Origin of the sequence: Methylorubrum sp. Q1 (assembly GCF_004683995.1) — a bacterium.
GTDB lineage: Bacteria > Pseudomonadota > Alphaproteobacteria > Rhizobiales > Beijerinckiaceae > Methylobacterium.
The window spans coordinates 75,123-100,353 of sequence record NZ_SRHQ01000010.1 but is presented as its reverse complement, the minus strand read 5'-3'; the positions used below and the strand labels follow the sequence as shown (position 1 = coordinate 100,353).

The 25,231-nt window shown below is 69.2% G+C and carries 21 protein-coding genes; 14 read left to right on the top strand and 7 right to left on the bottom strand.

Going from position 1 to position 25,231, the window contains the following annotated elements:
• Positions 1–221: 221 nt before the first annotated feature.
• The gene (locus tag E4V01_RS11675) at positions 222–1,925 is read right to left on the bottom strand and encodes a thiamine pyrophosphate-binding protein (protein WP_135298441.1); all 1,704 of its coding nucleotides are present in this window, start codon (positions 1,923–1,925) and stop codon (positions 222–224) included.
• 309 nt (positions 1,926–2,234) lie between these two features.
• On the opposite strand from E4V01_RS11675, the gene E4V01_RS11670 reads away from it, so the two are divergent.
• The 12 genes from E4V01_RS11670 to E4V01_RS11615 all read left to right on the top strand — a co-directional run bounded on the left by E4V01_RS11670 (position 2,235) and on the right by E4V01_RS11615 (position 16,168).
• Positions 2,235–2,810: a flavin reductase family protein gene (locus E4V01_RS11670; RefSeq protein WP_245517520.1), complete on the top strand. Its 576-nt coding sequence runs from the start codon at positions 2,235–2,237 to the stop codon at positions 2,808–2,810.
• Between the two features lie 131 nt (positions 2,811–2,941).
• Positions 2,942–3,211 carry a phosphopantetheine-binding protein gene (locus tag E4V01_RS11665; protein ID WP_060771855.1) on the top strand — a complete coding sequence of 90 codons (270 nt, stop codon included), beginning with the start codon at positions 2,942–2,944 and terminating at the stop codon, positions 3,209–3,211.
• Positions 3,212–3,292: 81 nt separating this feature from the next.
• A complete protein-coding gene (locus tag E4V01_RS11660; RefSeq protein WP_135298439.1) occupies positions 3,293–4,495 on the top strand; it encodes an acyl-CoA dehydrogenase family protein in 1,203 nt (400 codons plus the stop codon).
• A gap of 133 nt (positions 4,496–4,628) precedes the next feature.
• A complete protein-coding gene (locus E4V01_RS11655) occupies positions 4,629–5,561 on the top strand; it encodes an amino acid--[acyl-carrier-protein] ligase (protein WP_135298438.1) in 933 nt (310 codons plus the stop codon).
• Between the two features lie 17 nt (positions 5,562–5,578).
• Entirely contained in the window at positions 5,579–6,523 is a 945-nt protein-coding gene (locus E4V01_RS11650; protein WP_135298437.1) for an alpha/beta hydrolase, read from the top strand.
• 11 nt (positions 6,524–6,534) lie between these two features.
• Positions 6,535–6,792 (top strand): acyl carrier protein, encoded by a 258-nt coding sequence (locus E4V01_RS11645; RefSeq protein ID WP_135298436.1) that lies wholly within the window; start codon positions 6,535–6,537, stop codon positions 6,790–6,792.
• 5 nt (positions 6,793–6,797) lie between these two features.
• The gene (locus E4V01_RS11640; RefSeq protein WP_135298435.1) at positions 6,798–8,159 is read left to right on the top strand and encodes a fatty acid--CoA ligase family protein; all 1,362 of its coding nucleotides are present in this window, start codon (positions 6,798–6,800) and stop codon (positions 8,157–8,159) included.
• Positions 8,156–8,899, top strand: a complete 744-nt coding sequence (locus E4V01_RS11635) for an SDR family NAD(P)-dependent oxidoreductase (protein ID WP_135298434.1) — start codon at positions 8,156–8,158, stop codon at positions 8,897–8,899. Before E4V01_RS11640 ends, E4V01_RS11635 begins: the two co-directional genes overlap by 4 nt.
• 275 nt (positions 8,900–9,174) lie before the next feature.
• Positions 9,175–10,119, top strand: coding sequence for a hypothetical protein (locus E4V01_RS11630; RefSeq protein ID WP_060771850.1), 945 nt, complete (start codon positions 9,175–9,177; stop codon positions 10,117–10,119).
• Between the two features lie 307 nt (positions 10,120–10,426).
• A complete protein-coding gene (locus E4V01_RS11625) occupies positions 10,427–11,797 on the top strand; it encodes an O-antigen ligase (RefSeq protein WP_135298433.1) in 1,371 nt (456 codons plus the stop codon).
• Between the two features lie 178 nt (positions 11,798–11,975).
• Entirely contained in the window at positions 11,976–14,099 is a 2,124-nt protein-coding gene (locus E4V01_RS11620) for an exopolysaccharide transport family protein (protein ID WP_135298432.1), read from the top strand.
• 8 nt (positions 14,100–14,107) lie between these two features.
• Positions 14,108–16,168: a right-handed parallel beta-helix repeat-containing protein gene (locus tag E4V01_RS11615; RefSeq protein WP_135298431.1), complete on the top strand. Its 2,061-nt coding sequence runs from the start codon at positions 14,108–14,110 to the stop codon at positions 16,166–16,168.
• 58 nt (positions 16,169–16,226) lie between these two features.
• On the opposite strand, the gene E4V01_RS11610 is transcribed toward E4V01_RS11615, so the two are convergent.
• The 3 genes from E4V01_RS11610 to E4V01_RS11600 form a co-directional block, all read right to left on the bottom strand.
• The gene (locus tag E4V01_RS11610; RefSeq protein ID WP_245517518.1) at positions 16,227–16,679 is read right to left on the bottom strand and encodes a hypothetical protein; all 453 of its coding nucleotides are present in this window, start codon (positions 16,677–16,679) and stop codon (positions 16,227–16,229) included.
• Positions 16,680–17,163: 484 nt separating this feature from the next.
• The gene (locus E4V01_RS11605) at positions 17,164–18,294 is read right to left on the bottom strand and encodes a glycosyltransferase family 4 protein (RefSeq protein ID WP_135298430.1); all 1,131 of its coding nucleotides are present in this window, start codon (positions 18,292–18,294) and stop codon (positions 17,164–17,166) included.
• 300 nt (positions 18,295–18,594) lie between these two features.
• Positions 18,595–19,425, bottom strand: coding sequence for a polysaccharide deacetylase family protein (locus E4V01_RS11600; protein WP_060771844.1), 831 nt, complete (start codon positions 19,423–19,425; stop codon positions 18,595–18,597).
• A gap of 204 nt (positions 19,426–19,629) precedes the next feature.
• Between E4V01_RS11600 and E4V01_RS11595 the strand changes: the two genes are divergently transcribed.
• Complete coding sequence (locus E4V01_RS11595; protein ID WP_135298429.1) at positions 19,630–20,628, top strand: GNAT family N-acetyltransferase; 999 nt, start codon at positions 19,630–19,632, stop codon at positions 20,626–20,628.
• A 14-nt stretch (positions 20,629–20,642) separates the two neighbouring features.
• Positions 20,643–21,995 carry an oligosaccharide flippase family protein gene (locus E4V01_RS11590; RefSeq protein WP_135298428.1) on the top strand — a complete coding sequence of 451 codons (1,353 nt, stop codon included), beginning with the start codon at positions 20,643–20,645 and terminating at the stop codon, positions 21,993–21,995.
• A 240-nt stretch (positions 21,996–22,235) separates the two neighbouring features.
• Here the strand turns inward: E4V01_RS11590 and E4V01_RS11585 are convergent, their stop codons facing one another.
• The 3 genes from E4V01_RS11585 to E4V01_RS11575 all read right to left on the bottom strand — a co-directional run bounded on the left by E4V01_RS11585 (position 22,236) and on the right by E4V01_RS11575 (position 25,156).
• On the bottom strand, positions 22,236–22,763 hold the full coding sequence (locus E4V01_RS11585) for a phenolic acid decarboxylase (protein ID WP_060771841.1): 528 nt from the start codon (positions 22,761–22,763) through the stop codon (positions 22,236–22,238).
• Positions 22,764–23,197: 434 nt separating this feature from the next.
• Positions 23,198–24,223, bottom strand: a complete 1,026-nt coding sequence (locus E4V01_RS11580; protein WP_135298427.1) for a patatin-like phospholipase family protein — start codon at positions 24,221–24,223, stop codon at positions 23,198–23,200.
• Between the two features lie 408 nt (positions 24,224–24,631).
• The gene (locus E4V01_RS11575) at positions 24,632–25,156 is read right to left on the bottom strand and encodes a DUF2306 domain-containing protein (RefSeq protein ID WP_201026756.1); all 525 of its coding nucleotides are present in this window, start codon (positions 25,154–25,156) and stop codon (positions 24,632–24,634) included.
• Positions 25,157–25,231 lie beyond the last annotated feature (75 nt).

Below are 25,231 nucleotides of genomic sequence, written 5' to 3'. Positions count from 1 at the left end.
GCCGTGCTTGAGTCTCGCATCCCTCGCCCGAACGGTCTTGGGAGCGGCTTCGATATTCCAGGCGCCCCCCGGCGGGCACTCACCGCACCCGCTTCAGACCACGCGACCGGGCATCCGAAGTCGGATTTCAAACCACAAAACCCACCGCCCGAACCCTCGTGCCCCCTACGTGGGAAATGAATCTGCCAAAACCGTCCCCGATACGAAGATAGTCCCTTTTCTCAATTGCCCGCCAGCGCCTTCTCGCGGATCGCCGTGAGACTCATGCCCGGCGTGATCGCATCGACGGAAAACTTGACGTGGATGATCGCCGGGCGCTGCGCCGCCAAGGCCTCCTCCAACGCCGCCGGGAAATCCTCGGTCCGTTCCACGGTGAAGCCGGCACCGCCGAAAGCGCGGGCGTAGGCGGCAAAATCCGGGTTCACGAGATCGGTGGCGAGAACACGGCCCGGAAAATCGCGCTCCTGATGCATACGGATCGTGCCGTAGCTCGCATTGTCGGCGACGATGCAGACGATGTTCAGGCCGTATTGCACGGCGGTCGCGAATTCCTGGCCGTTCATCAGGAAGTCGCCGTCGCCGTTGACCGAGATCACCGTGCGGTCGGGAAAGACCCGCTTCATCGCCACAGCCGCCGGCACGCCGTAGCCCATCGAGCCGGAGGTCGGCGCCAAATGGGTGGCAAGGCGGCGGAAGCGGTAGAAGCGGTGGATCCAGGCGGCGTAGTTGCCCGCGCCGTTGCACAGGATCGCATCCTCCGGCAGCGCCTCGCGCAAATGCACCATCACCTGCCCGAGATTGACCGGGCCGGGCTGCGGCGTCGGGGTCTGCGACCACGCCAGATATTCGTCATGGGCCGCACGGGTCTCGGCCGCCCACGGAACGGAGGCCGGCGCATCGAGCCGCGCCAGAGCCGCCGCCATCCGGGCCGGCGCGGCGGTGATGCCGAGATGCGGAACGTAGACCCGGCCGAGTTCCTCCGCTCCGGGATGGATGTGGACGAGCCGGGTGCGGGGTGCCGGGATGTCGAGGAGCGAATAGGTCTGGCTCGCCACCTCGCCGAGGCGGCCACCCAGTACGATCATCAGGTCGGCGGCCTTGGCCCGCGCCACCAGCTTCGGGTTGGCGGCAAGCCCGAGATCGCCCGCGTAGTTCGGATGCAGCGGGTCGAACAGCGGCAGCCGCCGGTAGCTCGTGGCGACCGGCAGGTCGAAGGCCTCAGTGAAGCGGCGGATGTCGGCATAGGCCTGCTCGGTCCAGCGGCTGCCGCCGAGCACCAGGAAGGGATTTTTGGCCTCCGCCAGCAGGGCGGCGAGGCGCTCCAGATCCTCCGTGCCGGGTGCGGCCTCGATGGCGGCGAAGGGCGGAGCCAGCGGCCCCTCGGCGGCGTCCTTCAGCATGTCCTTCGGCAGCGCCATCACCACCGGGCCCGGCCGCCCGCCGGTGGCGGTGTGGAAGGCGCGCGCGACGTATTCCGGCATCCGCGCGCCGGTCTCGATCTCGGTGGCCCATTTCGCGATCGGACCGAAGGCGGCGCGGTAATCGACCTCCTGCCACGCCTCGCGGTCGCGCAGACCCCGCTCGATCTGGCCGACGAACAGGATCATCGGCGTCGAATCCTGCTGGGCGATGTGGATGCCGGCCGAGGCGTTGGTGGCGCCGGGACCGCGGGTGACGAAGCAGATGCCGGGCCGCCCCGTCGCCTTGCCGTGGGCCTCCGCCATCATCGCCGCGCCGCCCTCCTGGCGGCAGACGGTGAGCGCGATGCCCGATTCGTAGAGCGCATCGAGCACCGGCAGGTAACTCTCGCCCGGCACCGCGAAGACGTGGGTGACGCCGTTGGCCACGAGCTGATCCACGAGCGCCTGGGCGGCGTTCCGCCCGCGGCTTCGGGTGGGGAGGGCGGCGTCTGGGCTCTGGGACATCGCTTCGATCTCGCTTGACGGCAGGACGCGTCCCGGTTCGGGACCGTCCCTCGGCGCATCCTGCGGTTCGTGCCGGAACTGAACAGTTTCCGGCCCGTCCAGCCGGGCCCTGGACTTGCACAGACGAGCCGCAAGGACAGGCAACGCCATAGCAATGAACCGATAACGTCCGGTTTCGACCGGTGCGGAACGGCCGGGTTTCACAAGGTCCCATTTCAGATCGACGAACGGATTGCGAACCATGCTTGCGCACCGGAGATCATCGACACTCTGCACCTCGGCCGGCTCGCTCGGCGGATGGGGGGCGTGATGGCCGCTGCCGCACGGGCGCCGGAACCCGCCATCGACGGGGGGCTCCTCAAGCAGGCGATGCGCCGCCTCGTCGGCGGGGTCGTCGTGATCACCGCCGGAACCGGCGAGGACCGGGTCGGGCTCACCGCGACCTCGGCAGTCTCCCTCTCCGTCGATCCGCCGACCATGCTGGTCTGCGTCAACCGCAACTCCTCGACCTGGCCGGTCATCGCCCGGCGTCGGCATTTCTGCGTCAGCATCCTCGGGGCCGGGCAGCAGGCGACCGCCGAGCGTTTCGCCGGGATCGGCGGGCTGCGGGGCGCCGCCCGCTATCGCGGCGCGGATTGGACGATCATGGAATCGGGCGCCTCCGGCCTCACCGAGGCGCAGGCCATCGTCGATTGCGCGCTGGAGGAGGTCATCGAGCGGCATAGCCACGCCATCCTGCTGGGCGCGGTCCGCGAGGTGCGGCTGAACCCGATGGAGCGGCCCTCCCTGGCCTATGGCGGCGGGCGCTTCATCGGGATCTCACCGGATCAGGCAGCACGCGGCACCGGCGACATTCGGGGCGCAGCCGACCACAAGACCGATTAACCAGCAACGTACTTAATATCAAGAAACACTTCCCACGCATGATCAACAATAATATCTACGCAATCCATGTTGTATTGAATTCGAAGCGGTCGCAGAACAATCCAGTCGGCACAGGCCAAAGGAAAAGGACAATGTCGCAAGCAGTGACGGCCAATATCGCGGATCGCACCATGGGCCTCGCCTACGCGATCGCCGCCCGCCACGCGATCAAGCCGGAATTCGATCGAGCGGACGCCCTGGTCGATGTCGGGCTCTCGTCGCTCGATCTCGTCAACCTGATGGTCGCGGTCGAGGCGGAGTTCGACATCATGATCCCGCCGGCGAGCCTGACGCCGAAGAACTTCTACTCGATCGAGACCATCGCCCGGATGGTCGAGAGCGTGCGCGGCCCGGGCGCCTGATCGTCCCGGACGCTGCCGCCCCTCGCGAACATCTCTGACGTGCCGCCGGCCCGGCCGGCTTCAGTCCAACGGAGCCCAGCCATGACGATGCAGCCCACGACCCGGCCGGACGGCCGCGCCGACGATGCCGCCGACCTCCTGACCCGCGCGAGCGCCGCCGCCGCGATCGCCGCCACCCACGCGGACGCGGTGGATCGCGACGGGCGCTTCCCCGAGGAGGCCGTCGCCGCCTTCCGCTCGCAGCGCCTGCTCGGTGCGGCCGTGCCGATCGAGCTCGGCGGGGAGGGCGCCTCGGTCCGGATGCTGGCCGAAATCTGCTACGTGCTGGGCCGCGCCTGCGCCTCCTCGGCGATGATCTTCGCCATGCACCAGACCAAGATGGCCTGCCTGATCCGGCATGGCCGCGGCGAGCCCTGGCAGGACGGCTTGCTGCGCCGCATCGCCGACGAACAGCTCCTGATGGCCTCCTCGACCACCGAGGGCCAGGGCGGCGGCAATGTCCGCTCCTCGTCCGCCGCGATCGAGGCCGACGGCGACGCCGTCACACTGGAGCGGGCGGCGACCGTGATCTCCTACGGCGCGCAAGCCGACGGCGTCGTCACCGTCGCCCGCCGCTCGGCCGAGGCCGGCCCCTCCGACCAGGTGCTCTGCGTCTTCCTGCGCGAGGACTACACCCTGGAGCGCCTGAGCGGCTGGGAGACGCTCGGCATGCGCGGCACCTGCAGCAGCGGCTTCCGCCTCGTCGCCCGCGGCCGCCCCGAGCAGGTGCTCGCCGCCCGCTACAGCGACATCCACAACCGGACCATGACGCCGGTCTCGCACATCCTCTGGTCGAGCGCCTGGGCCGGGATCGCGGCCTCCGCCGTCGACCGCGCCCAGGCCTTCACCCGTACGGCGATGCGCGGCGCGGGCGGCGTCGCCCCGCCCGGCGCGCTGCACTATGCCCGCGCCGTCTCCAGCCTGAAGCAGGCCCGCGCCCTGATCACCCAGGCGCTCGACACCTTCGAGGGGGCCGAGGACGATCCGGCAGCACTCGCCGGCCTCGACGTGCAGACCGCACTGACGATGCTCAAGGTCGAGGTCTCCGACCTCGCCGTCGCGGCGGTGTCGAGCGCCATGCGCGCCAACGGACTCGCGGGCTACCGCCAGGACGGCGCGTTCAGCATCGGCCGGGCGCTGCGCGACATCCTCTCGGCGCCGATCATGATCCACAACGACCGGATCATGGCCAACCTCGCCACCGCGACGCTGATGTCCCCGGTCGCCGCCTCGCTCGGCGCCTGAGGCCGCCCGGCGATCCCGACTCCCACTGCCCTCGACGCCTCGGCTTGGCCGAGGCCCGCTCCGCGGGGCGCTCTTCGCGCCCGACAGGCGGAGCAGAGGCTCCTCTGCCCCCTTTGCCGAAGGACTGCCCGCCATGAACATGCCCGTGATGAACGCGCCGGCCTCCCCGCCCGCGACCGACCCGCTCGACGCCCTGTTCGACGCGATGTTCCAGCCGATGAACGCGCAGGGCGTCTACGCCCGCACCGGCGCCTACGAGTCGGTGGTCGAGGCGCTGGCCGCCTTCATCTCGGCACGGCGCGAGGCCGACACGGAGGTCTTCCGCTTCCCGCCGGTGATGAGCCGGGCGCATCTGGAGCGGCACGGCTACCTCAAGAGCTTCCCCAACCTGCTGGGCTGCGTCTCCTGCCTGGAAGGCACCGAGACGGAGATCCGCGCTTCGGCCGACAAGCATCTGGAGGGCGGCGACTGGACCACCGGACTCGAGACCGCCGACCTCGTTCTGACCCCGGCCGCCTGCTATCCCGTTTATCCGATCGCCGCCGCCCGCGGCGCGGTGCCGGCCACCGGCTACCGCTTCGACGTCGCCTGCGACTGCTTCCGCCGCGAGCCCTCGCGCCATCTCGACCGGCTGCAATCCTTCCGGATGCGCGAATACGTCCGCATCGGCACGCCGGAGCAGATCGTCGCCTTCCGCGAGAGCTGGATCGCGACCGCCACCGCCATGGCCGACGAACTCGGGCTCCCCTACACGGTCGAGACCGCCAGCGACCCGTTCTTCGGTCGGCTCGGCCAGATCATGGCCTTCAGCCAGCTCGAACAGGCCTTGAAGTTCGAGTTGCTGATCCCGCTGCGCGGTGCGGCCGCCGGCACGGCCTGCATGAGCTTCAACTATCACCGCGAGCATTTCGGGACGACCTGGGGCCTCAACCTGGAGGACGGCGAGCCCGCCCATACCGGCTGCGTCGCCTTCGGCATGGACCGCCTCGCGGTGGCCCTGTTCGCCACCCACGGCGCCGGCATCGACGCGTGGCCGGCCTCGGTCCGCGCGGCGCTGAAGCTCTGACGTTAAGGCACCGTCCGATGCCGCTCGATCCGCATGTCAGCCGCTTCCTCGACATGATGGCGCTTGGAAGCGCGGACGGCATCACCCTCGACGCCCGCCGGGAGGGGATGCGCGGGCTCGCTCGCCTCGCCGGGCTCAGCGCCGAGGGCGTCGCGACCCGCGATCTCGTCCTGCCGGGTCCGGCCGGGCCGCTCTCCGCGCGGCTCTACGCGCCGGAGGGCAGCGAAGGCGGGCCCGGCCTCGTCTATCTGCACGGCGGCGGCCTCGTGACCGGCGGCCTCGACACCCATGACGGGATCTGCCGGGTGCTGGCCGAGGCCGGCGCCCTGCGCGTCGTCTCGGTCGATTACCGGCTTGCGCCAGAACACCCGTTCCCGGCCGCCCTCGACGACGCGCTGGCGGCGATGGATGGGGTTGCCACACAGGCGGATACGCTCGGGATCGACCCGGCCCGGCTCGGGATCGGCGGCGATTCCGCCGGGGCCGGGCTCGCGGCACGGGTCTGCCAGGAGCGGCGCGGCGGCCCGATCCGGGCGCAGCTCCTGATCTGCCCGGTGCTCGACGGGCACGGCAGTTACCCCTCGCGCCGCGATTTCGCCCGCGGCTACTTTCTCGACGAGGCGACGATCCGGCGCGACCTTGCGGCCTGCGGCCCCGCCGCCGCCGCGCCGTCGCCCCGGCTCTCGCCCCTGCGCGAGGCGGATCTGACCGGCCTGCCGCCGGCCCGCATCCACACGGCGGAATACGACCCCGTCCGCGACGAGGGGGCGGCCTATGCCGCGCGCCTGGAGCGGGCGGGCGTCGAAGCCGTCCACACGTCCCACGCCGGCATGATCCATTTCTTCTACGGCCTCGGGCGGCTGGTGCCGCGCGGCCGGCCGATCCTGTCCGAGATCGCCCGCGACTTCGGCGTGTGCCTCCGCGGCGCGCCCTACCCCACCCCTTGCCCAACCCATGCTTGAGGAGAGCCCCCATGTCCCTGCGTGAGACCGTCTTCGCCGAGATTGCCGCCATCGCGACCGAGCAGGAGAAGGCGATGCCGCCGATCACCGACGACCTCGTGATGCTCGACACCGAGTTCGACTCGCTCTGTTTCGCGCTCCTCGTCGCGCGGATGGAGGATCTCACCGGCGCCGACCCGTTCGGCGAGATGGATGCCTCCGACCTGCCGGTGACGGTCGGCGACCTCGTCGCCCTCTACGACCGCGCCGCGGCCCGGCAGGCGGCCTGACCCCGATGATCCTGCGCGAGAGACTTCTGGCGGCGGGCGGACTCGAGGGCCTGTTCCTGTCCGACCACCGCAGCAAAAAAGATCTCGCCGGGATCGTCTCCGGCGAGCGCGACGCCGGCGCGACCGCGGCGCTGGCCGGCCGCCGGGTGCTGCTCGCCGTCGGCGGGCAGATGGCGGCGGCGCGTGCCATGATCGCGCTCGACGGCCTCGCGGCCCGGCTCGCCCTCGTCCCCCCGAAGCTCGCGCCGGAGCACATCGCCCGGATCGCATCGGATTCGGAGGCGGAAATCTGCGTCACCGATGCCGAGGGTCTTGCCCCCGATGCGCTGCCGGGCCTGCCCCGCATCGAAGTGGACCACGCCTGCCGCGCCCGCGCGGAGACGCCGCGCGACACGGAGTGGGCCCTGGCCACCTCCGGCACCACCGGCGCGCCGAAGCTCGTCGCTCACAGCCTCGAAGGCCTCGCCGGCGGCATCAACACAGCCGCGGCGCCGGAGCCCGGCACGGTGTGGAGCACCTTCTACGACATCCGCCGCTACGGCGGCCTCCAAGTGTTCCTGCGGGCGATGCTCGGGCCGTCCTCGCTCGTGTTGTCCGATGCGGGCGAGCCGGTGCGGGATTATCTCGTCCGCGTCGGCGCGGCGGGCGTCACCCACATCCTCGGCACGCCCTCGCACTGGCGCCTCGCGCTGATGAGCGCGGCGCTCGACCGGCTGAGCCCCCGCTACGTGCGGCTCTCGGGGGAGATCGCCGACCAGAATATCCTCGATGCGCTCCGCGACGCCTTCCCCGAGGCGCGCATCGCCCACGCCTACGCCTCGACCGAAGGCGGCGTCGGCTTTGCCGTCGAGGACGGGCAGGCGGGCTTTCCGGCCGCGCTGATCGGCACCCGCTCTGGGATCGAGATCACCGTGCGCGCGGACAGCCTGTTCGTGCGCTCCGGTCGCACCGGGCGTCGCTATCTCGGCGCGGCGCCCGAGGCGCTGATCGCCGAGGACGGCTTCATCGACACCGGCGACCTCGTGGAACGAAGGGGCGAGCGCTACCACTTCCTCGGCCGGCGCAGCGGCGTGATCAATGTCGGCGGCGCCAAGGTGCAGCCGGAGGAGGTCGAGACCGTCATCAACGTCTTCCCCGGCGTCTCGATGTCCCGCGTGCGGGCCCGGCCCAACCCGATCCTCGGCGCGGTGGTCGAGGCGGAGGTGGTGCTGCGTGCCGACGCCGACGCGGATCAGGCAGCGCTGAAGAAGGCGATCATCGCCCATTGTCGCCCGCGCTTGGCCGGACACAAGGTGCCGGCGAGCGTGAAGTTCGTGGATGCGCTGCCGATCACGTCGGGCGGCAAGCTGGTGCGGAGGGGCGCGTGAACGGCGATCTCAAGATCGGACGCCTCGTCGTCGTCACGGGCGCGAGCCGCGGGCTGGGCCTCGCCATGGCCCAAACCCTCGCCGCCGACGGGTTTCGCGTGGTGGCAGTGGCCCGGCGCCCGAGCGAGGCGCTGGAGGCAGCGCAAGTGGCTGCTCCCGGCCGGATCGCCTTCATGGCCGCCGATCTCGGCGAGATCGACGCGCTCCAGGCTCTCGCCCAAAGAATCCGGGCCGAGCACGGCCCGGTCTACGGCCTCGTCAACAACGCCGCGCTCGGCACGCCCGGCCTGCTGACGACGATGCCGGTCTCGAAAATCGCCGAACTCGTCCACCTTAACACCCTCGCGCCGATGGTGCTGACCAAGTATCTCGCCCGCGGGATGATGACGGCCGGCACCGGCCGCATCGTCAATGTCAGCTCGATCATCGCCTTCACCGGCTACAACGCCCTGTCGGTCTACGCCGCGACCAAGGCCTCGATGATCGGCTTCACCAAGTCGCTCGCCCGCGAGGTCGGGCGGCTGGGCGTGACGGTGAATGCGGTGGCGCCCGGCTTCATCGAGACGGCGATGACCGGCGAGATGGACGAGGCGGAGCGCGGGCGCGTGGCCAACCGCAGCGCCCTCAAGCGACTGGCCGAGCCGCAGGACGTGGCCGACGCCGTGGCCTACCTGATGTCGGACCGCGCCCGCAACGTCACCGGCACGGTGCTCACCATCGACGCCGGCAGCACGGCCTGAATCCGGCCGGCGACCCCGATCCGAGCTTTGACTCCACGAGTAATCACGGAAAATCAATAGATACCGAATAGCGTGGTCGAAAATTATTGTCTATAGCAGACTAGTCAACAAGACCGGCAATCCCGAAACGGCATCAGCCGGCTGGCATCGATTTCGCTCAGTTTCGCGCGCGTCTCCAAGCGGGACGAAAGCGCACCTTGCTCACGGTTCGATCGCGCGGAGCCGTAGAAGGAACATGGGTGCCGGACAGCGCGACGAGCCGGAGGGGGCCGCCGATGATTGGGGTGAACCAGACCGTGGACGGCGTCCCACTCGCGGAGGAGGGCGCCCGCAGCGCGCGGGTCAAGGTCCGCTGCCGCACCATCGAGGAGGATGACCTTCCATCCGTGGTGCGACTGTTACAGGTCGGCTTCCCCGATCGCTCCGAAACCTACTGGCGGACCGGGCTCGACCGGCACCGCACCCAGCCGCTGCCCGACGACGTGCCGCGCTACGGCTATGTGCTGGAACGGGACGGTGCCATCGTCGGCGTCCTGCTCGCTCTCTACCGCACGGTGACGGACGAGGCCGGCACGCATCTGCGCTGCAACCTCTCGAGCTGGTTCGTTCTGCCGGAATTCCGCGCGCTGGGCACCCTGCTCGACGGCTTCGCCATGCGCGACCGGCGGGTCACCTACACCAATGTCTCGCCCGCTCCGCAGACGTGGCAGATGCACAAGGCGCGCGGTTTCAAGCCGGTCTGTTCGGGCCAGATGCTCGTCATGCCGCTGCTCGCCGGTCTCGGCCGGGGGCGCCGCGTCCGCGTGGCCACGCCGGAGACCCTGCGCCTGTTGCCGGAGCCGGAGGCCCGGCTGGTGGCCGACCACATCGCCTATGGCTGCATCGGCCTCGTCTGTTCGGATGGGGAGAAGGCGTGGGCCGTCCTCTTCCAGCGGCGCGCCATCAAGCTGCGGCCGGGGGAAACCCGGTGGCCGCGCCTGCCCTGCCTTCAGCTCGTCTACCGTTCGACCGCGCTCGACCTGTCCGCCTTCCTCGGCGCGATTGGCCGGCATCTCATGCTGCACCACGCCATGCCGTGGTTCGTGCTCGATGCCGTGGGCAAGCTGCCGGGCTTGGCCGGACACTTCTTCGAGGGCCGCGCCCCGAAATACGCCCGCGGCCCGAACCCGCCGGCCACCGGAGACCTCAGCTATACCGAGGTCGTCCTGTTCGGTGCCTGAGGGCGCTCTTACGCCGAAGCGGCCGCCGTTTCGAACCGGGACCCCGTCGAAACAGGGTTCGATGCGGTTTTTCGGTCGATGTCGTCGCGAGCCCCAACGCGGCGATCCGGTGACCACTTCGCCGGAATGCGCTCGGCGTAAGCCGACGGTCCGAGTGGTCATGGCGTCGCGCACACGCCTCACAGCCTGAAAGCCGCCATAAACCAAGACTTCACAGAGTGTTGGCCCGCACGGGATCGACGGGGCACGAGATCGGCTTTCTCGACACCCGGCCCAGACTGAGACGCCGTTCCATGGAACCGCCGGAATGCTGAACTTCCTCTTGGTCGTCGCGGTGGCGGTCTGGTTCGTGCTGCTCTACCCGCTGGCGCGCCACAGACTCGAGACCCGGATGGGGCCGCTGAACGGTCCGCTGGCGGTCCCGTTCGCCCTGATGACGATCTTCGCGCTGCTGCCGCTGGTCTTCAACGTCCCGCGGGAGGACGGCAACGCGGTGCTGGAGCAGGGGCTGACGGCCTCCAACCTCGCGCTCATCGTCATGACCGGGCTGACCGGGCTCTATCTCATGGCGCGGATCGCGGTGGACCGGCGCGTTTTGCTGGTGGCGTTCTCGATGCCGTACCTGCCGTTCACCCTGATGATCCTCGTGAACGGCCTCAGCACCGCGTGGTCGATCGTGCCGAGCTACACCGTCTATCGGACAGTCGAACTGGCGATCTTCACGCTCACCTCGATCCTGATCTTCGACCGCAGCGATATCGAGCGTCGGCTCGCCAACCTCTTCGCGCTGTTCACCGTCGCGTGGCTGGTCGCCACGACGCCGATCATCCTCGACAATTTGGCGCATGGGGTCGTGTTCTCGTCGGCCAAGCACAACCTGATGCCCTATCTCTGCGCCGCGCACGCCTTCCTCGTCATCTTCGACGACCGCATCCCGCATCGGCGCGCCCACCTCCTGCTCGCCTTCGTCGGCTTCGTCATCGCCGGCTCGGCCGCGAGCACCGCCTCGCTCGTCGCGGCAGCCCCCGGCATGATGGTGGCGTCGCGCCACCGCCGGCTGCGCCTCCTCGGCTACACGGCCTTCACCGTCTGCCTGATCCTGTTCGTGGTGCTGATGCTCGGCCTGTCCGCCTTCCCGGCCCTGCTCGACGTGGTCTCGGTGGTGCTGCAGAAGCCCACGGAGGAGCTGGCCGACGCCACGGGGCGCGGCACCTTCTGGCCGGTCTTCATCGAGGCGACGAAGGACCGCTTCGTCGGTGCCGGCTACGCTGCGGGAGACCGCTTCATCCAGCTCCTCATTCCCGTCACGGCCTTGGCCGAGACGTCGTCGCGGGACGCCGTGTTCATCTCCAGCTCGCACAACATGCTGCTGAGCGCCTGGGCCGGGACGGGGCTGATCGGGCTCGGCCTCTGCGCGATGGTGCTGGGGACGGCCCTGCGCTGGGGGATGAAGCTCGACCGTCCCGGACGCCGCTTCGTTGCCACCTGCGTGTTCTTCCTGCTCTTCAACGGCATGACGACGCCGGGCATCTTTCAGGACTGGAACATCAACGTCCTCACCTTCGTGGGGCTGCTGGCCTATGCCCGCATCGGGGCCCTCGGGCGCGAGCCGGCGGACGCAGCCGCCCCCGTTCCGCGCGCGACCCCCTTCGGTCTCCCGCGCGCGGCGCCCGCGTGATGCGCATCCTGGCGCACATCTTGAAGCATCGGACCCGAACCACCCTCCGGCCCGCGGCCACTGTCCCAAAACGGGAAGGATCGTCCCAGGACGACCGCTCGGGGACGGGGATGGCGGACCGGATCGGTTGCTGCAGGTCGGTTGAACCCGCAGGCGCGTATTGTTCGAGAGTTTTGCTATGACGATGATCGAGCGGATGCCTTCGCGATTCTTCGTCGGCGCCGAGCCGGGCAAGCCGGACGTGACGCCTGAACCCTGGTTCCTCGACCCGCGTGAGATTGGGCGGGCCCTGCGTGCGCGCTGGGCGCTCGTGCTGGCCCCGGCTGTGCTGCTCCTGGCGGCGGCAGCGGCGTGGCTCGTCCTGGTGCCGCCGCTCTACCCCGCCGTGACGCAGATCCTGATCGACCCGCGCGGCATCCAAGTGGTCAAGGACGGCGTGACACCCTCGGATCAGGCGAGCGATGCGAGCCTGTTCCTCGTCGACAGCCAGATCCGCGTCCTCATCTCCGACGACGTGCTGCGGCAGGTGGTGAATCGGTTCAAGCTCGATCAGGACCCGGAATTCGTCCGCCCCTCCTCGCTGCTGGATACGCTCAAGAGCAGCCTCTCCTCTCTGTTCGTCACCGCCGGCGGCCCTGCCGACGACACGCTCACCGCCCTGCGGACCCTGCGCGATCGCGCGACCGCGCGCCGCTTGGAGCGCAGCTTCGTGGTCGAGCTTGCCGTCACCAGCCAGGAGCGCCGGAAATCCGCCGAACTCGCCCAGGCGATCGCCGAAACCTACCTCACCACCGTCTCGCAGGCGCAGGCGCAGGTCACCCGCAAGGCCGGTGAGGCGGTGTCGAGCCGCCTCGGCGAATTGCAGGACGACCTCCGCCAGGCCGAGGACAAGGCGCAGAAGTTCCGCGCTGCCAACAATCTCGTCGGCACCCGCGGCCAGCTCGTCAGCGAGCAGGCGCTGACTCAGCTCAACCAGCAGCTCGGCGCGGCGCGCGCCCGGGCCGGCGAGCTGCGCGGGCGCCTCGCCCAGATCGAGGCGGTCGCCAACGGGCGGGCCGACCTCAACTCGGTGACCGAGATCGTCCAGTCCACGACCATCGGGCAATTGCGCGCCCAGCTCGCTCAGGTCGAGGCGGCCCGGGCCGACACGGTGTCCAACCTCGGCCCCCGTCACCCCACCCTGCGCACCGGCGAGCTGCAGGTGCAGACCCTGCGCAACGACATCACCGCCGAGATCCGCCGCATCGCGGCAGCCACGCGCAACGACTACCGGTCGGCGCTGTCCAACGAGGCCTCGCTTGCCGCCACCCTGGAGAGCCGCAAGAAGGAGGCTCTGTCCGTCGATAAGAGCTTCGTGCGCCTGCGCGAACTGGAGCGGCAGGTCGAAGCGAGCCGCGCGATCTACGAGGCCTTCCTCGTCCGCGCCCGCGAGCTTCAGGAGCAGCAGCGCCTCGACACCTCGACCTCGCGCGTCATCTCGCCCGCCTCGCTGCCGGCGAGCCGGCTCGGCCCCCCGATCCCGGTGATCTTCGCGGCGGCGCTGGCGGCGGGCCTCGGCCTCGGCGCCGCGCTCGCCCTGCTCGCCGTGCCGGCCGCGGGGCGGATCGGTTCGCGCCGCCGGCTTCAGCAGATCGCAGGGCTCCCCGTGATCGCCGCCCTGCCGGCCAAGGTGCCGACCAGGACGCGGAGCAAGGCGGGCAGCGAGTCCCTGCGCGCCGACACCGCCTACGACGTCGCCGTGGCCCGCCTCGGCAGCCGTCTGCAGCGCGACTTCGGCGCCACGCGGCCGACGATCGTCCTCGTCACCTCGGCGGACGACCGGGGCGGCAAGTCGGAATTGGCGCGCAGCCTCGCCGCTTCGGCCGCACTCGACGGCCAGCGGGTGCTGCTCGTCGATGCCGATCCGGAGGCGATGATCTCGCGCAATCTCCGGAGCAAGGCCAAGCGCGGAGCCGCCGACGTGCTGCGGACGCATTCGGGGCTCGGTGACGCGCTGGTCGAGGGGCCGACCGGGGTCAAGATCCTGCCCTTCGACGACGCGGCTCTGCGCCTTGGAACGGCGGCCTATACCGGCGCGGTCCTGACGGCGGCGACCGCGTTCGACACGGTCTTCGTCGATATCGGACTGATCGGCACCGACATCGCCGCCGAGCGCCTCGCCCAGGACCAGCGCTTCCCGGCCCTGCTGCTGACGGCGAGCGCCACCCGCAGCGGCACCGCCCGGCTGCGGCGGGCGCTCGATGCCCTCGGCCGCGACCCGCGGGTGCAGCTCGTCATGACCGACGCCGAGGCCGAGGGGTGAGCCCCGCGATGCGGAGCGCAGCCGCGCTCCTCGCCGCCGTCCTCGTCGGATCGCCGCTCTTCGGCTTCACCACGGAGGTTCGGGGCGGCGAGGAAAAAGCGCCGCTGGTCCTGCGGGTTGCGCCCACCGGAGACCTCGGCCCCCGTCGCGACAACCGCTTCGCGGATCTGCCGCTGGCGCTCGCGCGCGTCGCCGCGCTGCGCCGTCAGGGGGAGGGGCGGGCGATCGTCGTCGAGCTGGAACCCGGAACGCACCGGATCTCGGTGCCCGTCCGGATCGGCCCCGACCATGCCGGCAAGGCCGGGTCGCCCCTGATCCTGCGCGGGGCGGCCGACGGATCGAGCCGGCTCGTCGGCAGCGTGCCCCTGGCGCCCGCATCGCTGCCGTTGCGCCTGCGCGCGCGGCTAACCGCCTCGGCCCGCGGCGCGGTGCGCGCCTACCAACTGCCCGAGGCCTTGCGCCGGGAGCCCGCCTACCGCGCGCCGCGGCGCTTACGCGAGACGCATCCGCGCGTTACCGAGATCTTCGATGCGGACGGCGCCCTGCGACCGGCGCAGTGGCCCAACCCTGGGCCCAACCCTGGGCCCAACCTTGGGCCGAACGCCGGGCTGAATTCCGGCTGGGCGACGGTCGCCACCGCCGCACCGGGCGGCCTCGACTTCACCCCCGAGGACGCGCCGCGCCTGCCCGATCTGGCCCTGGAGCGGGAGATGTGGGCCGAAGGCTTCTGGCGCTGGGATTGGCTGATGGAGACGCTTCCGGTCGCCGGTGTCGATCAGCGCCGTCGGCTCGAACTGGCGGAGCCGCCCTACGAGGGCATCCGCGCGGGAGCGCGGATGCGACTTGTCCACGCGCTCGGTGCTCTCGATGAACCCGGTGAATGGTGGCGCGACCGCGAGAGCGGCCTGCTGCTGGCGTGGCCGTTTCCCGGCGCGGCCAGCCTCGAAGCCAGCCTCGCCGAGACGCTGATCCGGGCCGATGGCGCGCGGCACCTGCGCATCGAGCGGCTTCGGCTGGAGCGCGCACGCGGCGACTTGGTCGTCGTGCAAGGGGGAGAGGATATCGAGATCCGCGCGAGCGAAATGGCCTGGGCGGCGGGCCGTGCGGCGGTGTTCGAGGGGGTGACCGGGGGCGGCGTCTCCGGCTGCACGGTCCACGACATCGGCGCGAGCGCGGTCCGCCTCGTCGGCGGCGACCGCGCCACGCTTCAGCGGGGCGGGCTGTTCGTGCGCGACACCCGCTTCACCCGCTTCTCGCGGCTGAGCCGGACCCAGAATTCGGCGATCGAACTCGACGGCGTCGGCGCGGAGGCGAGCGGAAACCTCATGACCGACGCGATCGGCTACGCCATCTACCTGCGCGGCAACGACCACCTGTTTCGCGGCAACGAGGTGGCCCGCCTGATCCACGGCCTGAGCGATACCGGCGCGATCTATGCCGGACGCGATTTCACGGCCCGCGGCTCGATCATCGAGGACAACTACATCCACGACATCCGCACCGTGCCGGGCATGGAGGTGAAGGGCATCTATCTCGACGATATGGCGAGCGGCTTCACCATCCGCCGCAACCTGTTCGTCGATGTGCAGCAGCCGGTCTTCATCGGCGGCGGCAGCGACAACACGATCACCCGCAACGTCTTCGTCGCTTCGAGCCCGATGGTCGCCCTCGACGCGCGGGGGCTGACGTGGATGAAGCCGTCCCTGACCGAGGCGGATTCGGAATTCCGAGCCGCCTTCGCCGCGATGCCGCTCGACGCCCCGCCCTGGCGGATGCGCTACCCGAAGCTCGCGGAGGCGCTCAACGACGAGCCGGGCGTGGCGCGCAACAACCAGATCGTCGACAACGTGAGCATCGGCAGCGACGATCTCGCGCTCACCGACAAGGCGGAGGCGGGCCGGCAGATCATCCTGTTCAACACCCGCCTCGACGGCCCGGTCCCGAATCCGGGCGACCTCGATGCGCTTGCCCGCTTCACCGCCAAGCGCGGCGTCACGCTTCGCCTCGATCCGTCGAAGATGCGGCGGGACGGGCTACCGGCCTCGCCGTTCACGGACGCCCGGCGCTGACAGCTCGACCAATCGGCACCGAGGACGATCGCCGGCCGGTATCACGACCGCGGAGGTCTCACGCAGCCTTGGACGGCACCTCGGTGAGGGTCGAGAACTCGCTGACGATGGCCTCGTGCACCTGCTTCAGCCAATCCTCGGCGATCCGGGCGCGCTCCTCGGCGGCCTCTGCCCGCTCTTCCGCCGCGCGGATGCGCTGCTCGGCCTGAGCCTGCACGTTGGCCGCCTTGGTCTCCGCGGCCCGGACCCGCTCGCTGGCGAGCTTCACGTCGTCACGAACGCGTTCCAGCAGCTCGTGCACGCGCTGCTCCTGCTCCTGGGCTTGCGCCTCGACTTCGCGCGTCCGCTGGGCGGCGGCCCGCACGCGGTCGATCAGGTTCGCCCAATCCTGAGAGGAGGAGGGCGACGCAACCGGCACGGCGGCGTTCGCATCGGCATCCGATTGCACGAGACGCAGGATACTCGTCAGGCTATCGGCCTGCTTTGAAGCATCGTGAGAAGCAACGGTCATAGTTTGAGGCTCGCCGCGATCAAGATCAAGTGGACGCTCCCAGCGCAATTTCTTGATTATGTCCATTTTGAAACGCTTCCAGCGAGACATGGAGGCCAGGCGGACACAAGCGGGCGAGGAATGATCCGCAACAACACAATCGTTCGAAATAAACGTCCGAAGCAAGGCAAATTTTTAAGGACGATATTGCCGAGTTTACCTTCTAGTAAGATGTTGTAAAAATATCACAAATATGATACATGTATTCTCGATTTAATATAGAATGTTAATCGCTCCCGCCTGAGACGCTCGGCAGTTCGATAGAGGTGAGTTGCGGCCTTTCGGACTATCGACAGAGGTTTGACCCTGAGCCGGCCGGATACATCGAGTATCTGCGCTTGCGCCGTCGAAGGTAGCCTCCGCTCGGATCGGTTGCAGACCGCCCCCTGCCGCGAACAAGTCTGGATACAACTTCGCATTGCGTGCTCCGGACCGGATGGCGAGGTCAGCTGCGCTGCACCAGAAGGGGCTCGAGGGCATCGAGATACCCCGCGACGGCCGCCTCCACCGTGAAGTGCGGGAGCGCGCGCTCTGCCGCACGTCGCAGGTCCCGGCGGCGGCCCTCGTCGTCGAGGAGCCGCAGGGTCGCCTCGCCCCAATCCGCCACCGCCATCGGCCGCACCTCGCCACAACCATAGGTTTCGAGGAGACCACGGGCCGCGCCGGAATGGGGCGAGGCGAGCACCGGCGTCCCGCTCTGGAGCGCCTCCTGCACGACGATTCCCCACACGTCGCCGCGGCTCGGAAACAGGAAGAGTCTGGCCGAGGCGTAGACCTCGGGCAGCGCCTCCTGGCCCAGGAAGCCATCGAAGCGGGCGGAGAGTCCGGCTTGCGCGAAACGCGCCTCCATCTCCGTCCGCAGCGGCCCGTCCCCCGCGACCCGGACCGACAGGCGCCGGCCGCGGGCCGAGCAGCCGAGCACCACGTCGGTGAAGAAGCGCGCGCCCTTTACCTCCTCGTTCAACATGCCGCAGAACAGGAGGTCGTAGGGCCGTTCGCAGTCGGGCGGAGGCGGGGTGGGCGGCGTCCAGGCCGGAAAGAGCGGGCTCAGGACGAAGTTTCGAGCCGGCAAGCCGTAGCGGGCGAGCACGGCGCCGCTGCCCTCGCTCGGCCCGATCCCGGCGGCGGCCCCCGCGACGATGGCACGGCGCAGCCAGCGATGTGGGGCCGAACGCTCCCCGGGATCGGTCTCGGGCACCCCGTCGCTGCGGATCAGGGTCGGGATACGCCGCAGGCGCGCGGCGCCGGCCGCGAACAGCATGGTCGGCGAGAAGTCGTTGAGCACCACCGCCGCCGGATGGAGGGCGGCGAGCCGCGGCACCACCGCCGGGTTGACGTAGAGGTTCCGGATCGAGGAGCGGTGCCAGCGCAGGCCCGGCAGCACCGCATGACGATAGAAGCGCGGCGGCGGCATCACCCACTGCCGGGCGCTCTCGCGCGGCGTGCAGGACAGAACATGCAGGGCCCGGCCGTCACGGCCGGCGAGCCGTTCGGCCAGATGATCGTAGAGGACATGCGTGTAGGGGGCGAGCGCCCCGGTCACGACGAGGATCGGGCGCATCGCACCGGTTGCCATGGATGGGCGGCCTCAAGTCAGGCGCCGCGGACCCGAACCGGCCCGGCGCCGATCGGCAGGGATAGAGCATCATCCCGAAAGGTGGTTGCCGGCTTTCGGAAAAAGATGATGCCAAGACAGGAACCCAGAGCATCGTCCCGAAAGGTCACCACCGGCTTTCGGAACCGGACGAGGCAGAAGGCGAAAGCGCATTCCGACGAAGGGGTCACCGGCTCGTCGAAAGAAAGCGCGTCACAACAAGGGCCGAGCGGCGCCGGCCGGATGCGATCAGGCTGGATACGGCTCTGAACGGAACTCGTCTCAAGCCGTGCCGCGCGCCCGCCATCCCGTCCTGCGGCCGCCCATCAGGGCCTCGAAATCGGTGACCGGCCAATGCGGCTCGACCACGTGGCGGGGCATCGTCGGCAGATCCGCGGCGCTCAGCGCCCGGCCGCGCCGCGTGGTGAAGAAGGTCCGGTAACCGCTCTCCAGGGCCAGCGCCGGGTCCCGTTCCGGGTCGAAATCGCGGCCGGCGACACCCCAGGGGCAGGCGAAATGGCGGATCTCCCGGCCGGTGAGGGCGGCGAGGTCGCGCCGGGAGCGGGCGATCTCGTCGGCGACCCGCGCCCGGTCGAGCCGGCTCAGTTGCGAGTGGGTGGCGGTGTGGGATCCGATGTCGAGACCGTCGGCGCACCAGGCCGCGATCTCGGCCCGTCCCATATAGAGGCGCCCGCTCGGGGCCAGGGACGTCGCCCGGTCGAGGCCGGGCGGCGTGCCCGGCGGCGCATCGATCCAGTCGCTGATCAGGAAGACGATACCCGGAATGCCCAGGGCCCGCAGAACGGGACGCGCCACCTCGAAGGTGTCGGCGTAGCCGTCGTCGAAGGTGACGAGGAAGGCGCGGTCGCGGGCGGGCCAGCCCGCGGCGAGGCGTTCGGCAGCCCCGTCGGCATCGATGAAATCCCCGTGCCGGCTGAGATGGCGCAATTGCGCGGCGAAACGATCCTGCTGGTCTTCCGGCACCTGATGGTAGCACAGGGTGTAGAGACCGGGTTCGGCGCAGGCCAGCGACTTGAACAGGGCGCCCCCGCGCAGGGCGAGCGCGCGCAGGGCCGGCGCGCGGCGCAACGTCGTCTTGACCCAGTGCTTCATCCGCGCTTCACCCTCCGATGCCCGCATCTATCACAGGGATAAGCTGATGGCATCTGCACAAATCATCCCGATCGACCGTGGTTAATCTGACATATTGGTTTCATTATTGATGACGGCGTGGTGGCTCGTCCCTTGCTGATCAGCGTCAGGCAGGCCATGGCCTGTCCCGCGCCGGAACGGCCGGCACGGAAAGGATGTTCGAAGGTGGGGCAACTGACGGTCGTCGACGTCACAGAGGATCCCGATTGGGACGAGGCGGTCTGGCAGCAGCCGGGCGCCAACCTCTACGCGTCGCGCCACTGGGGCGAGTACAAGCGCCGCGTCGGCTGGGAGGTGCGGCGGCTCGCCATCCGCGCCGGCGACGGACAGGCACTCGCCTACGCCCAGGTTCAGCGCCGCCGCCGCTGGCTCAGCCACATCGTCCTGGCGCAGGGCTGCCCGGTCCTGACACGGCTCGGTGAGAAGCGGGCGGAGGCGGTGTTCCGCGCCTTCCTCGGCCATCTCGACCTCGGCCGCCTCGATCTGCTCGGCGTGAACTACCAACAGTTCCAGACGCCGGCCGCGGTGCTGGCCCTGCTCGGCCACGGCTTCGCGCCGGTCGTCACCGCCCGGATGCACACGCTGGAACTCAATTTGACCGGAGAGATCGACCAGATCCGCTCCGCCATGGAGGGTCGCTGGCGCGACGTTCTCAAGACCGCCGAGCGAAACCCGGATCTCACGACGACATTCCCGACCGGTCCGGCAGAACGGCTGGCGGCCTTCGAGACCTTCGTCCGGCTCTACGATGCCCTGAAACGGCGCAAAGGGTTCCGCAACAGCCTCGACACGACCGCCTTCCGCGATCTGGCCGCGAACGACCCGAACCTCCTGTTCCTCGAAATACGAGAGCGGAACGAGCCCGTTCTGGTGCGGATCATCCACCGGGCTGCGAACCGCTGGACGGACTTCTACGTCGCCTCGAACGAGCGGGCCAAGGCGACCGGAGCCGGCCGCCTCGCCCTCTGGCGCCTGATCGAGCGGGCCAAGCGCGAGGGGGGGTCGGTGCTCGATCTCGGCGGCATCGACCCCGCCGGTAACCCGGGCGTCACCGAATTCAAGCGCGGCGCCAGCCGCAACGTCGTGGCATCCAACCCGCTCTGGCTGTTCAGCCGGAGCCGGGCGATGCGCCGCGCCGCGACGGCCATCCTGGCCACGCGCTGAGCAGGAAATCCGCGATGCCCGAAGCTCACACCGCGTCCTCCCGGCCGGCAGGCCTGCTCCGGCGCGCCGCCGGCCTCGTCCGGCGTCCGCCGGCCGCCCTCGCCGCCCTGGCCGACCAGGGCGTCGTCAGCGGCTTCGGCTTCCTCAGCGGCATCGTTGCCGCCCGCCTGCTCGGCATCGCCGAGTTCGGGCATTTCGCGATGATCCTGATCGTGCTCAGCTTCGCACAGGCCCTGCACAACGCCCTGATCACCGCGCCGATGATGACCCTTGTCGGCGCCCGCAGCGGCGTCTCGACGGCCTATGCCGCGACCATCCTCGCGGGCGCCTTCCTGCTCTGCGTGCCCGGCGCGGTCTTCGTTGTGATCGCCCTCCTCATCGGCGGGATGTCGGGCGAGACGCTTCTGGCGGCCTGCGCCCTGATGCTGGCGCAGAACCTCCAGTTCACCCTGCGCCGCCTCCTGTTTGCGAAAGGTCGGGGCGTGCAGGCCCTGCTCATGGATTTCGCCCGCGCCGCAAGCTTCCCCTTCGTCGCCCTGCTGATCTGGCTCGAGCACGATGCCATCGGCAGCAACGGCTTCGTCTGGCTGCTCGCCGCGACTTCGCTCGCGACCTGCCTGCCCTTCATCGTTGCGTTCGGCCGGCCGATCCTGCACCGGCCCGGCCGCGTGCAAACCGGCGCGGTCTTTCGACGCCACATCCCGCTCGCGCGCTGGCTCCTGCCGATCGTCTTCGTCACCTTCGTCCAGGAGCAGCTCATCTGGCTGATGGCAGGCTCGACGCTCGGCCTCAAGGAACTCGGCGGCCTGCGGGCGGCGCAGTACCTCGTGGGGACCGTGCTGCTGCTGCTCGCCGCCACGGAGAACGTCCTGCCGGTGGCCGCCGCGCGCGCGCATTCCGAGGGCGGGGAGGCGGCTCTGCGCCGCTACCTGCTGCGCACAGGCGTCAAGCTCGGAGTGCCGATCATCACGATCCTCGCGTTCCTCGCCATTCCGGGCGAGATGTGGCTGCGCCTGATCTTTGGGGCGGAATATGCGGCCTATGCCAACTGCCTGCACATCCTCTCGGTCAGCGTCGTGATCGTGCTGGCCCGCGACCTCGCCGCGAACTACTTCCGCGCCAAGCAGAACACCCGGGTGCTGTTCGAGTCGCTGTGCGTGAGCATGGTCGTGTCGCTCGCCGTGGTGGTCCCGCTGATGCAAGCCGGCGGCGTCAGCGGCGCCGCGGCGGCGGTGGGTGCGGGGCACCTCGCCTCGCTCATCTACCTCGTGCTGGCCGCGCGGCGGCAATCGCGCTCGGCCTCGGCGTGGCCGATGCCAGGCCGGTGGCGGCGCTCGCTCAGGCCGGCCAAGTCGGCGCAGATCTGAACGCCGGCGGGGATCGGGGTGAAACGCAGCCGGCTTGCCTGTGCGAAGGACCGTTGGGGTGGGGAGCGGACCCTTTGACCAGAGGCGGGCATTCCATATGCGACCCAAGTGTGCCGTAGAGGGGACCAACTGGCTCCAACCCAACCGTGTCTATAGCGTTCCCGCACCATGCTCGGCTGGCGCTACAGCGAGTGACGACGGCATTCGGTCAAATGAATGCCGTCATCCGCTCTGGCGTGATCAGTTCGTGCGTTCGAGATAGCCCGCAGGAAGCTGGCCGGGGGCCGCGTTGATGACCTCGTCGTTGTCGCGGCCACGCTGCTCCATGAATGTGATCTTGGCGAACTCGCCGATGACCACGTATGGGTATGCCGGGCCTTCGTCTCGGAAGCGGTGCATATCGTCCATGAAGTCGTTCTGGTAGCAGATCGTCTTCTCGGGATGTGCTCCTTCACCCGCGATCCACTGCGGGAAGAAGATGGTGCCGTGCACCAGCCTGCGCTTCGTATCGAAATAGAGGCTGACGCAGGTGCCGGTGGGCTCGTGCCAATCGGCCTTATACATGTCCGGCGCGAGCTGGACGAGATCGACCGCTTGGTTGGTCACCCAGCGCCCACCGACCAAGCCCTGGTGTATGCGGTAATCGCATGTCTTCTCGTTACGGGCATACCACTCATACTTCCAGCCGTTGGCGTAGGTATAGATGAAATGGGTTCCCACGAACGCAGACAAGTCGTTCGGCAGGTCGAGGCCAAGATCGCTGGACATCAGTCGTTTCCCTAGTTTATCACCGCCAAATTGCACGCGTTAGCGCGGAATTGCTGACAATGCTTCGATCCATTGAACGAAGGACATCCCTATAAAGCGATCGTTTTCAAATGCAAATATTGATCTGCCTTAACTCCAAACTAGCGAGCACTACCTGGGCGAGATTCCGGATTTCCGCAGCGAGATCAATGACTCAACAAAAGCGGGCCACTGGGCTAATTCTCTGATCTGAAACACTTTTTCTGCAGAATTTGCCCAGGTCGTGCTGGAGCGCCGTCCACCTGACCCGGTCATTGTCCTCCGCCTCGACAGCCTCGAAGCGGACGTTTCGAAGGTCGGCAAGAGGTCGACAGCCCCCCCTCGCAAACGCAAGCCGGCAAGGCTGCGACCGCTGAGCATCGTCTGCCCCCGACAAGCCGGCCGTCGCCGTGCCGTCACGGGCACTCGTAGCGGAAGCGGCCCGGCGGAGGCGGCAGTTCGGCCAGGCGGTCGAGACCCCGCTCCATGTCGCGGGCGCCCGCCTCCCAGCGGTCGCGGATCGAGGAGGGCGAGAAGTCGAAGCTCTTCGACGCGAGCTGGTCCGCGCCGGCCTGATGGACGATGTGCAAGAGCGTCGCGGCGGGGCCGTCCGGATCGAGCCGCTCGCGCAGGGCATAGCTGCGCGCGAGCCCCGCGACCGCACGCCGGGCGGCACTGGCGAAGATGAGGTCGTTGGCCCGCTCCAGCACCGCGTCGAGCGAGCGCGGACGATCCGCCCGCAGGGAGAACAGGTCGAGGGCGATGCAGAGCAGGTCGCGGGTCGGCTCGGGCTCGAACAGCGGATCGAGGGGGAGGTTGTTGGTGTAGCCGGCATCGCACAGCATGCGCCCGTCGATCTCGACCGGCGGGAACGCCGGCAACAGGGCGGCGCTGGCCAGGATGTGCTCGGGCTGGATCGCCTGATGGGTGTTGTCGAAGTACACCTCCTCGCCGGTCGCCACGTCGATGCAGGCGATGGTGAGCCGGATCTCGGCCCGGTTCAGGCGTTCGAAATCGACCAGACGCTCGAGCGTGGCGCGCAGGGGCCTGTGGTCGAACAAGGCGACGTCGTTGGGCACCCAGGGCAGGGCCGACCACAGGCCGGGATAGCGGTGCGTGAAGATGCTGGGCCGCCCCCAGGCCAGCGTCAGGAGCGAGTGGAGGGCATTGTAGTACTGCCGCGGCTTCAGGAAATCGGTTCCGGAGAGGCCGGTCTGCAGGGTCGCCTCGTTCCAGAACCGGTCAAGCCGCTCGATCCGGTCCTCCGGCGCGTTGCCGGCGATGATCGCCCCGGTGACGGCCCCCATCGAGGCGCCCACCAATCGGTCCGGCCGGATGCCGCGGGCCTGCAGAACCGCGAAGGCGCCGGCATGATAGGCACCGAGCGCGTTGCCGCCGCCGAACACGATGGCGGTGTCGCGCGGTTGGGAGACTGTCTGCATCGACGGAACGGACCTTTTTTCTTCGCGGTGGCCCGAGCCAGACCGCGCCCGTTCGCAGGATCATCGTGGCCCCCCTCGCGCTCGGGCTAACCCGGCAGGAAGCGATCATGTTCTGTCGATCGCTGAGTCGCCGCGGCCGGCGGAGAATGAGGCGAGAAGGCCTCGCCCGGCCCCCGACATGAGGATCGGCGCGCAGATCGGATCCTGATCACCCGGACAGCGTGACGGACCGGCGAGGGCAGGGCCCGGGCTTTCGCGTTACGGCCGAAAGATGGGGTTTAACCCGGGATTGATTGCTTCGACTCGAGAGCGATCCAAAGACCTCAATGCGAAGACTTCATGAATCTGATCACAGAGGCCGGTCATGGTTTCCTTAGTGATACATCGGTGAAATGCATGGCTCTAGCATCAGGCAAACAGCCATCGACCCAACATGCGACCGGGCAACAGGGTAAACAGCCCCGCGATCAAGAGTGCACCTGAAACCAGCGACAGGACTGTGTAGCGATGCGCATCGACGCGATGTTTGCGGGCATGCCATGCCAGCATCGGTGCTTGCGTCAGCGTGATTGCCGATAGGACGTGGATGGCACTCAGCCCGCCGTGGTTGCTGTCGCGGATACCAAAGGTCAGCAGAGCCGTCGCACTCATGGACGCGACCCATCCATAACCGAGCACGCGGTGCCACCGCACGCCGCGCCGTCCGAGGAGCAGCACGGGCGTCAGCACAAGGCACAGGCTGATTGTCGCGATGTGCAGCTGGATGAGGGCGGGAACCTTCAGCCAGTCCGCGTGGCCACGGACGAGCGCGCCTGCCACTGCGACAAGCAACGCGATCGAGGCATAAGCCAACGCGCGCTCGATGACGGTCGGGGACAGCGACCGACGTCGATGTGTAGGCGGCTCCGAGAGACCGATCTCCGCCGAGGTCATGATACGGCCTCCAGATCATCCGGCTCGTCCGCGCGATCGCCGATGCGCGTCCTCAGTCTCTGTACGGGCCAATCG

Coding starts and splice junctions, on each gene's coding strand:
- E4V01_RS11610 (WP_245517518.1), bottom strand. CDS start 16,679: ATGACCGTTGCTTCTCACGATGCTTCAAAGCAGGCCGATAGCCTGACG.
- E4V01_RS11660 (WP_135298439.1), top strand. CDS start 3,293: ATGACGATGCAGCCCACGACCCGGCCGGACGGCCGCGCCGACGATGCC.
- E4V01_RS11605 (WP_135298430.1), bottom strand. CDS start 18,294: ATGGCAACCGGTGCGATGCGCCCGATCCTCGTCGTGACCGGGGCGCTC.
- E4V01_RS11665 (WP_060771855.1), top strand. CDS start 2,942: ATGTCGCAAGCAGTGACGGCCAATATCGCGGATCGCACCATGGGCCTC.
- E4V01_RS11630 (WP_060771850.1), top strand. CDS start 9,175: ATGATTGGGGTGAACCAGACCGTGGACGGCGTCCCACTCGCGGAGGAG.
- E4V01_RS11620 (WP_135298432.1), top strand. CDS start 11,976: ATGACGATGATCGAGCGGATGCCTTCGCGATTCTTCGTCGGCGCCGAG.
- E4V01_RS11675 (WP_135298441.1), bottom strand. CDS start 1,925: ATGTCCCAGAGCCCAGACGCCGCCCTCCCCACCCGAAGCCGCGGGCGG.
- E4V01_RS11655 (WP_135298438.1), top strand. CDS start 4,629: ATGAACATGCCCGTGATGAACGCGCCGGCCTCCCCGCCCGCGACCGAC.
- E4V01_RS11670 (WP_245517520.1), top strand. CDS start 2,235: ATGGCCGCTGCCGCACGGGCGCCGGAACCCGCCATCGACGGGGGGCTC.
- E4V01_RS11625 (WP_135298433.1), top strand. CDS start 10,427: ATGCTGAACTTCCTCTTGGTCGTCGCGGTGGCGGTCTGGTTCGTGCTG.
- E4V01_RS11590 (WP_135298428.1), top strand. CDS start 20,643: ATGCCCGAAGCTCACACCGCGTCCTCCCGGCCGGCAGGCCTGCTCCGG.
- E4V01_RS11615 (WP_135298431.1), top strand. CDS start 14,108: ATGCGGAGCGCAGCCGCGCTCCTCGCCGCCGTCCTCGTCGGATCGCCG.
- E4V01_RS11580 (WP_135298427.1), bottom strand. CDS start 24,223: ATGCAGACAGTCTCCCAACCGCGCGACACCGCCATCGTGTTCGGCGGC.
- E4V01_RS11640 (WP_135298435.1), top strand. CDS start 6,798: ATGATCCTGCGCGAGAGACTTCTGGCGGCGGGCGGACTCGAGGGCCTG.
- E4V01_RS11645 (WP_135298436.1), top strand. CDS start 6,535: ATGTCCCTGCGTGAGACCGTCTTCGCCGAGATTGCCGCCATCGCGACC.
- E4V01_RS11600 (WP_060771844.1), bottom strand. CDS start 19,425: ATGAAGCACTGGGTCAAGACGACGTTGCGCCGCGCGCCGGCCCTGCGC.
- E4V01_RS11650 (WP_135298437.1), top strand. CDS start 5,579: ATGCCGCTCGATCCGCATGTCAGCCGCTTCCTCGACATGATGGCGCTT.
- E4V01_RS11575 (WP_201026756.1), bottom strand. CDS start 25,156: ATGACCTCGGCGGAGATCGGTCTCTCGGAGCCGCCTACACATCGACGT.
- E4V01_RS11585 (WP_060771841.1), bottom strand. CDS start 22,763: ATGTCCAGCGATCTTGGCCTCGACCTGCCGAACGACTTGTCTGCGTTC.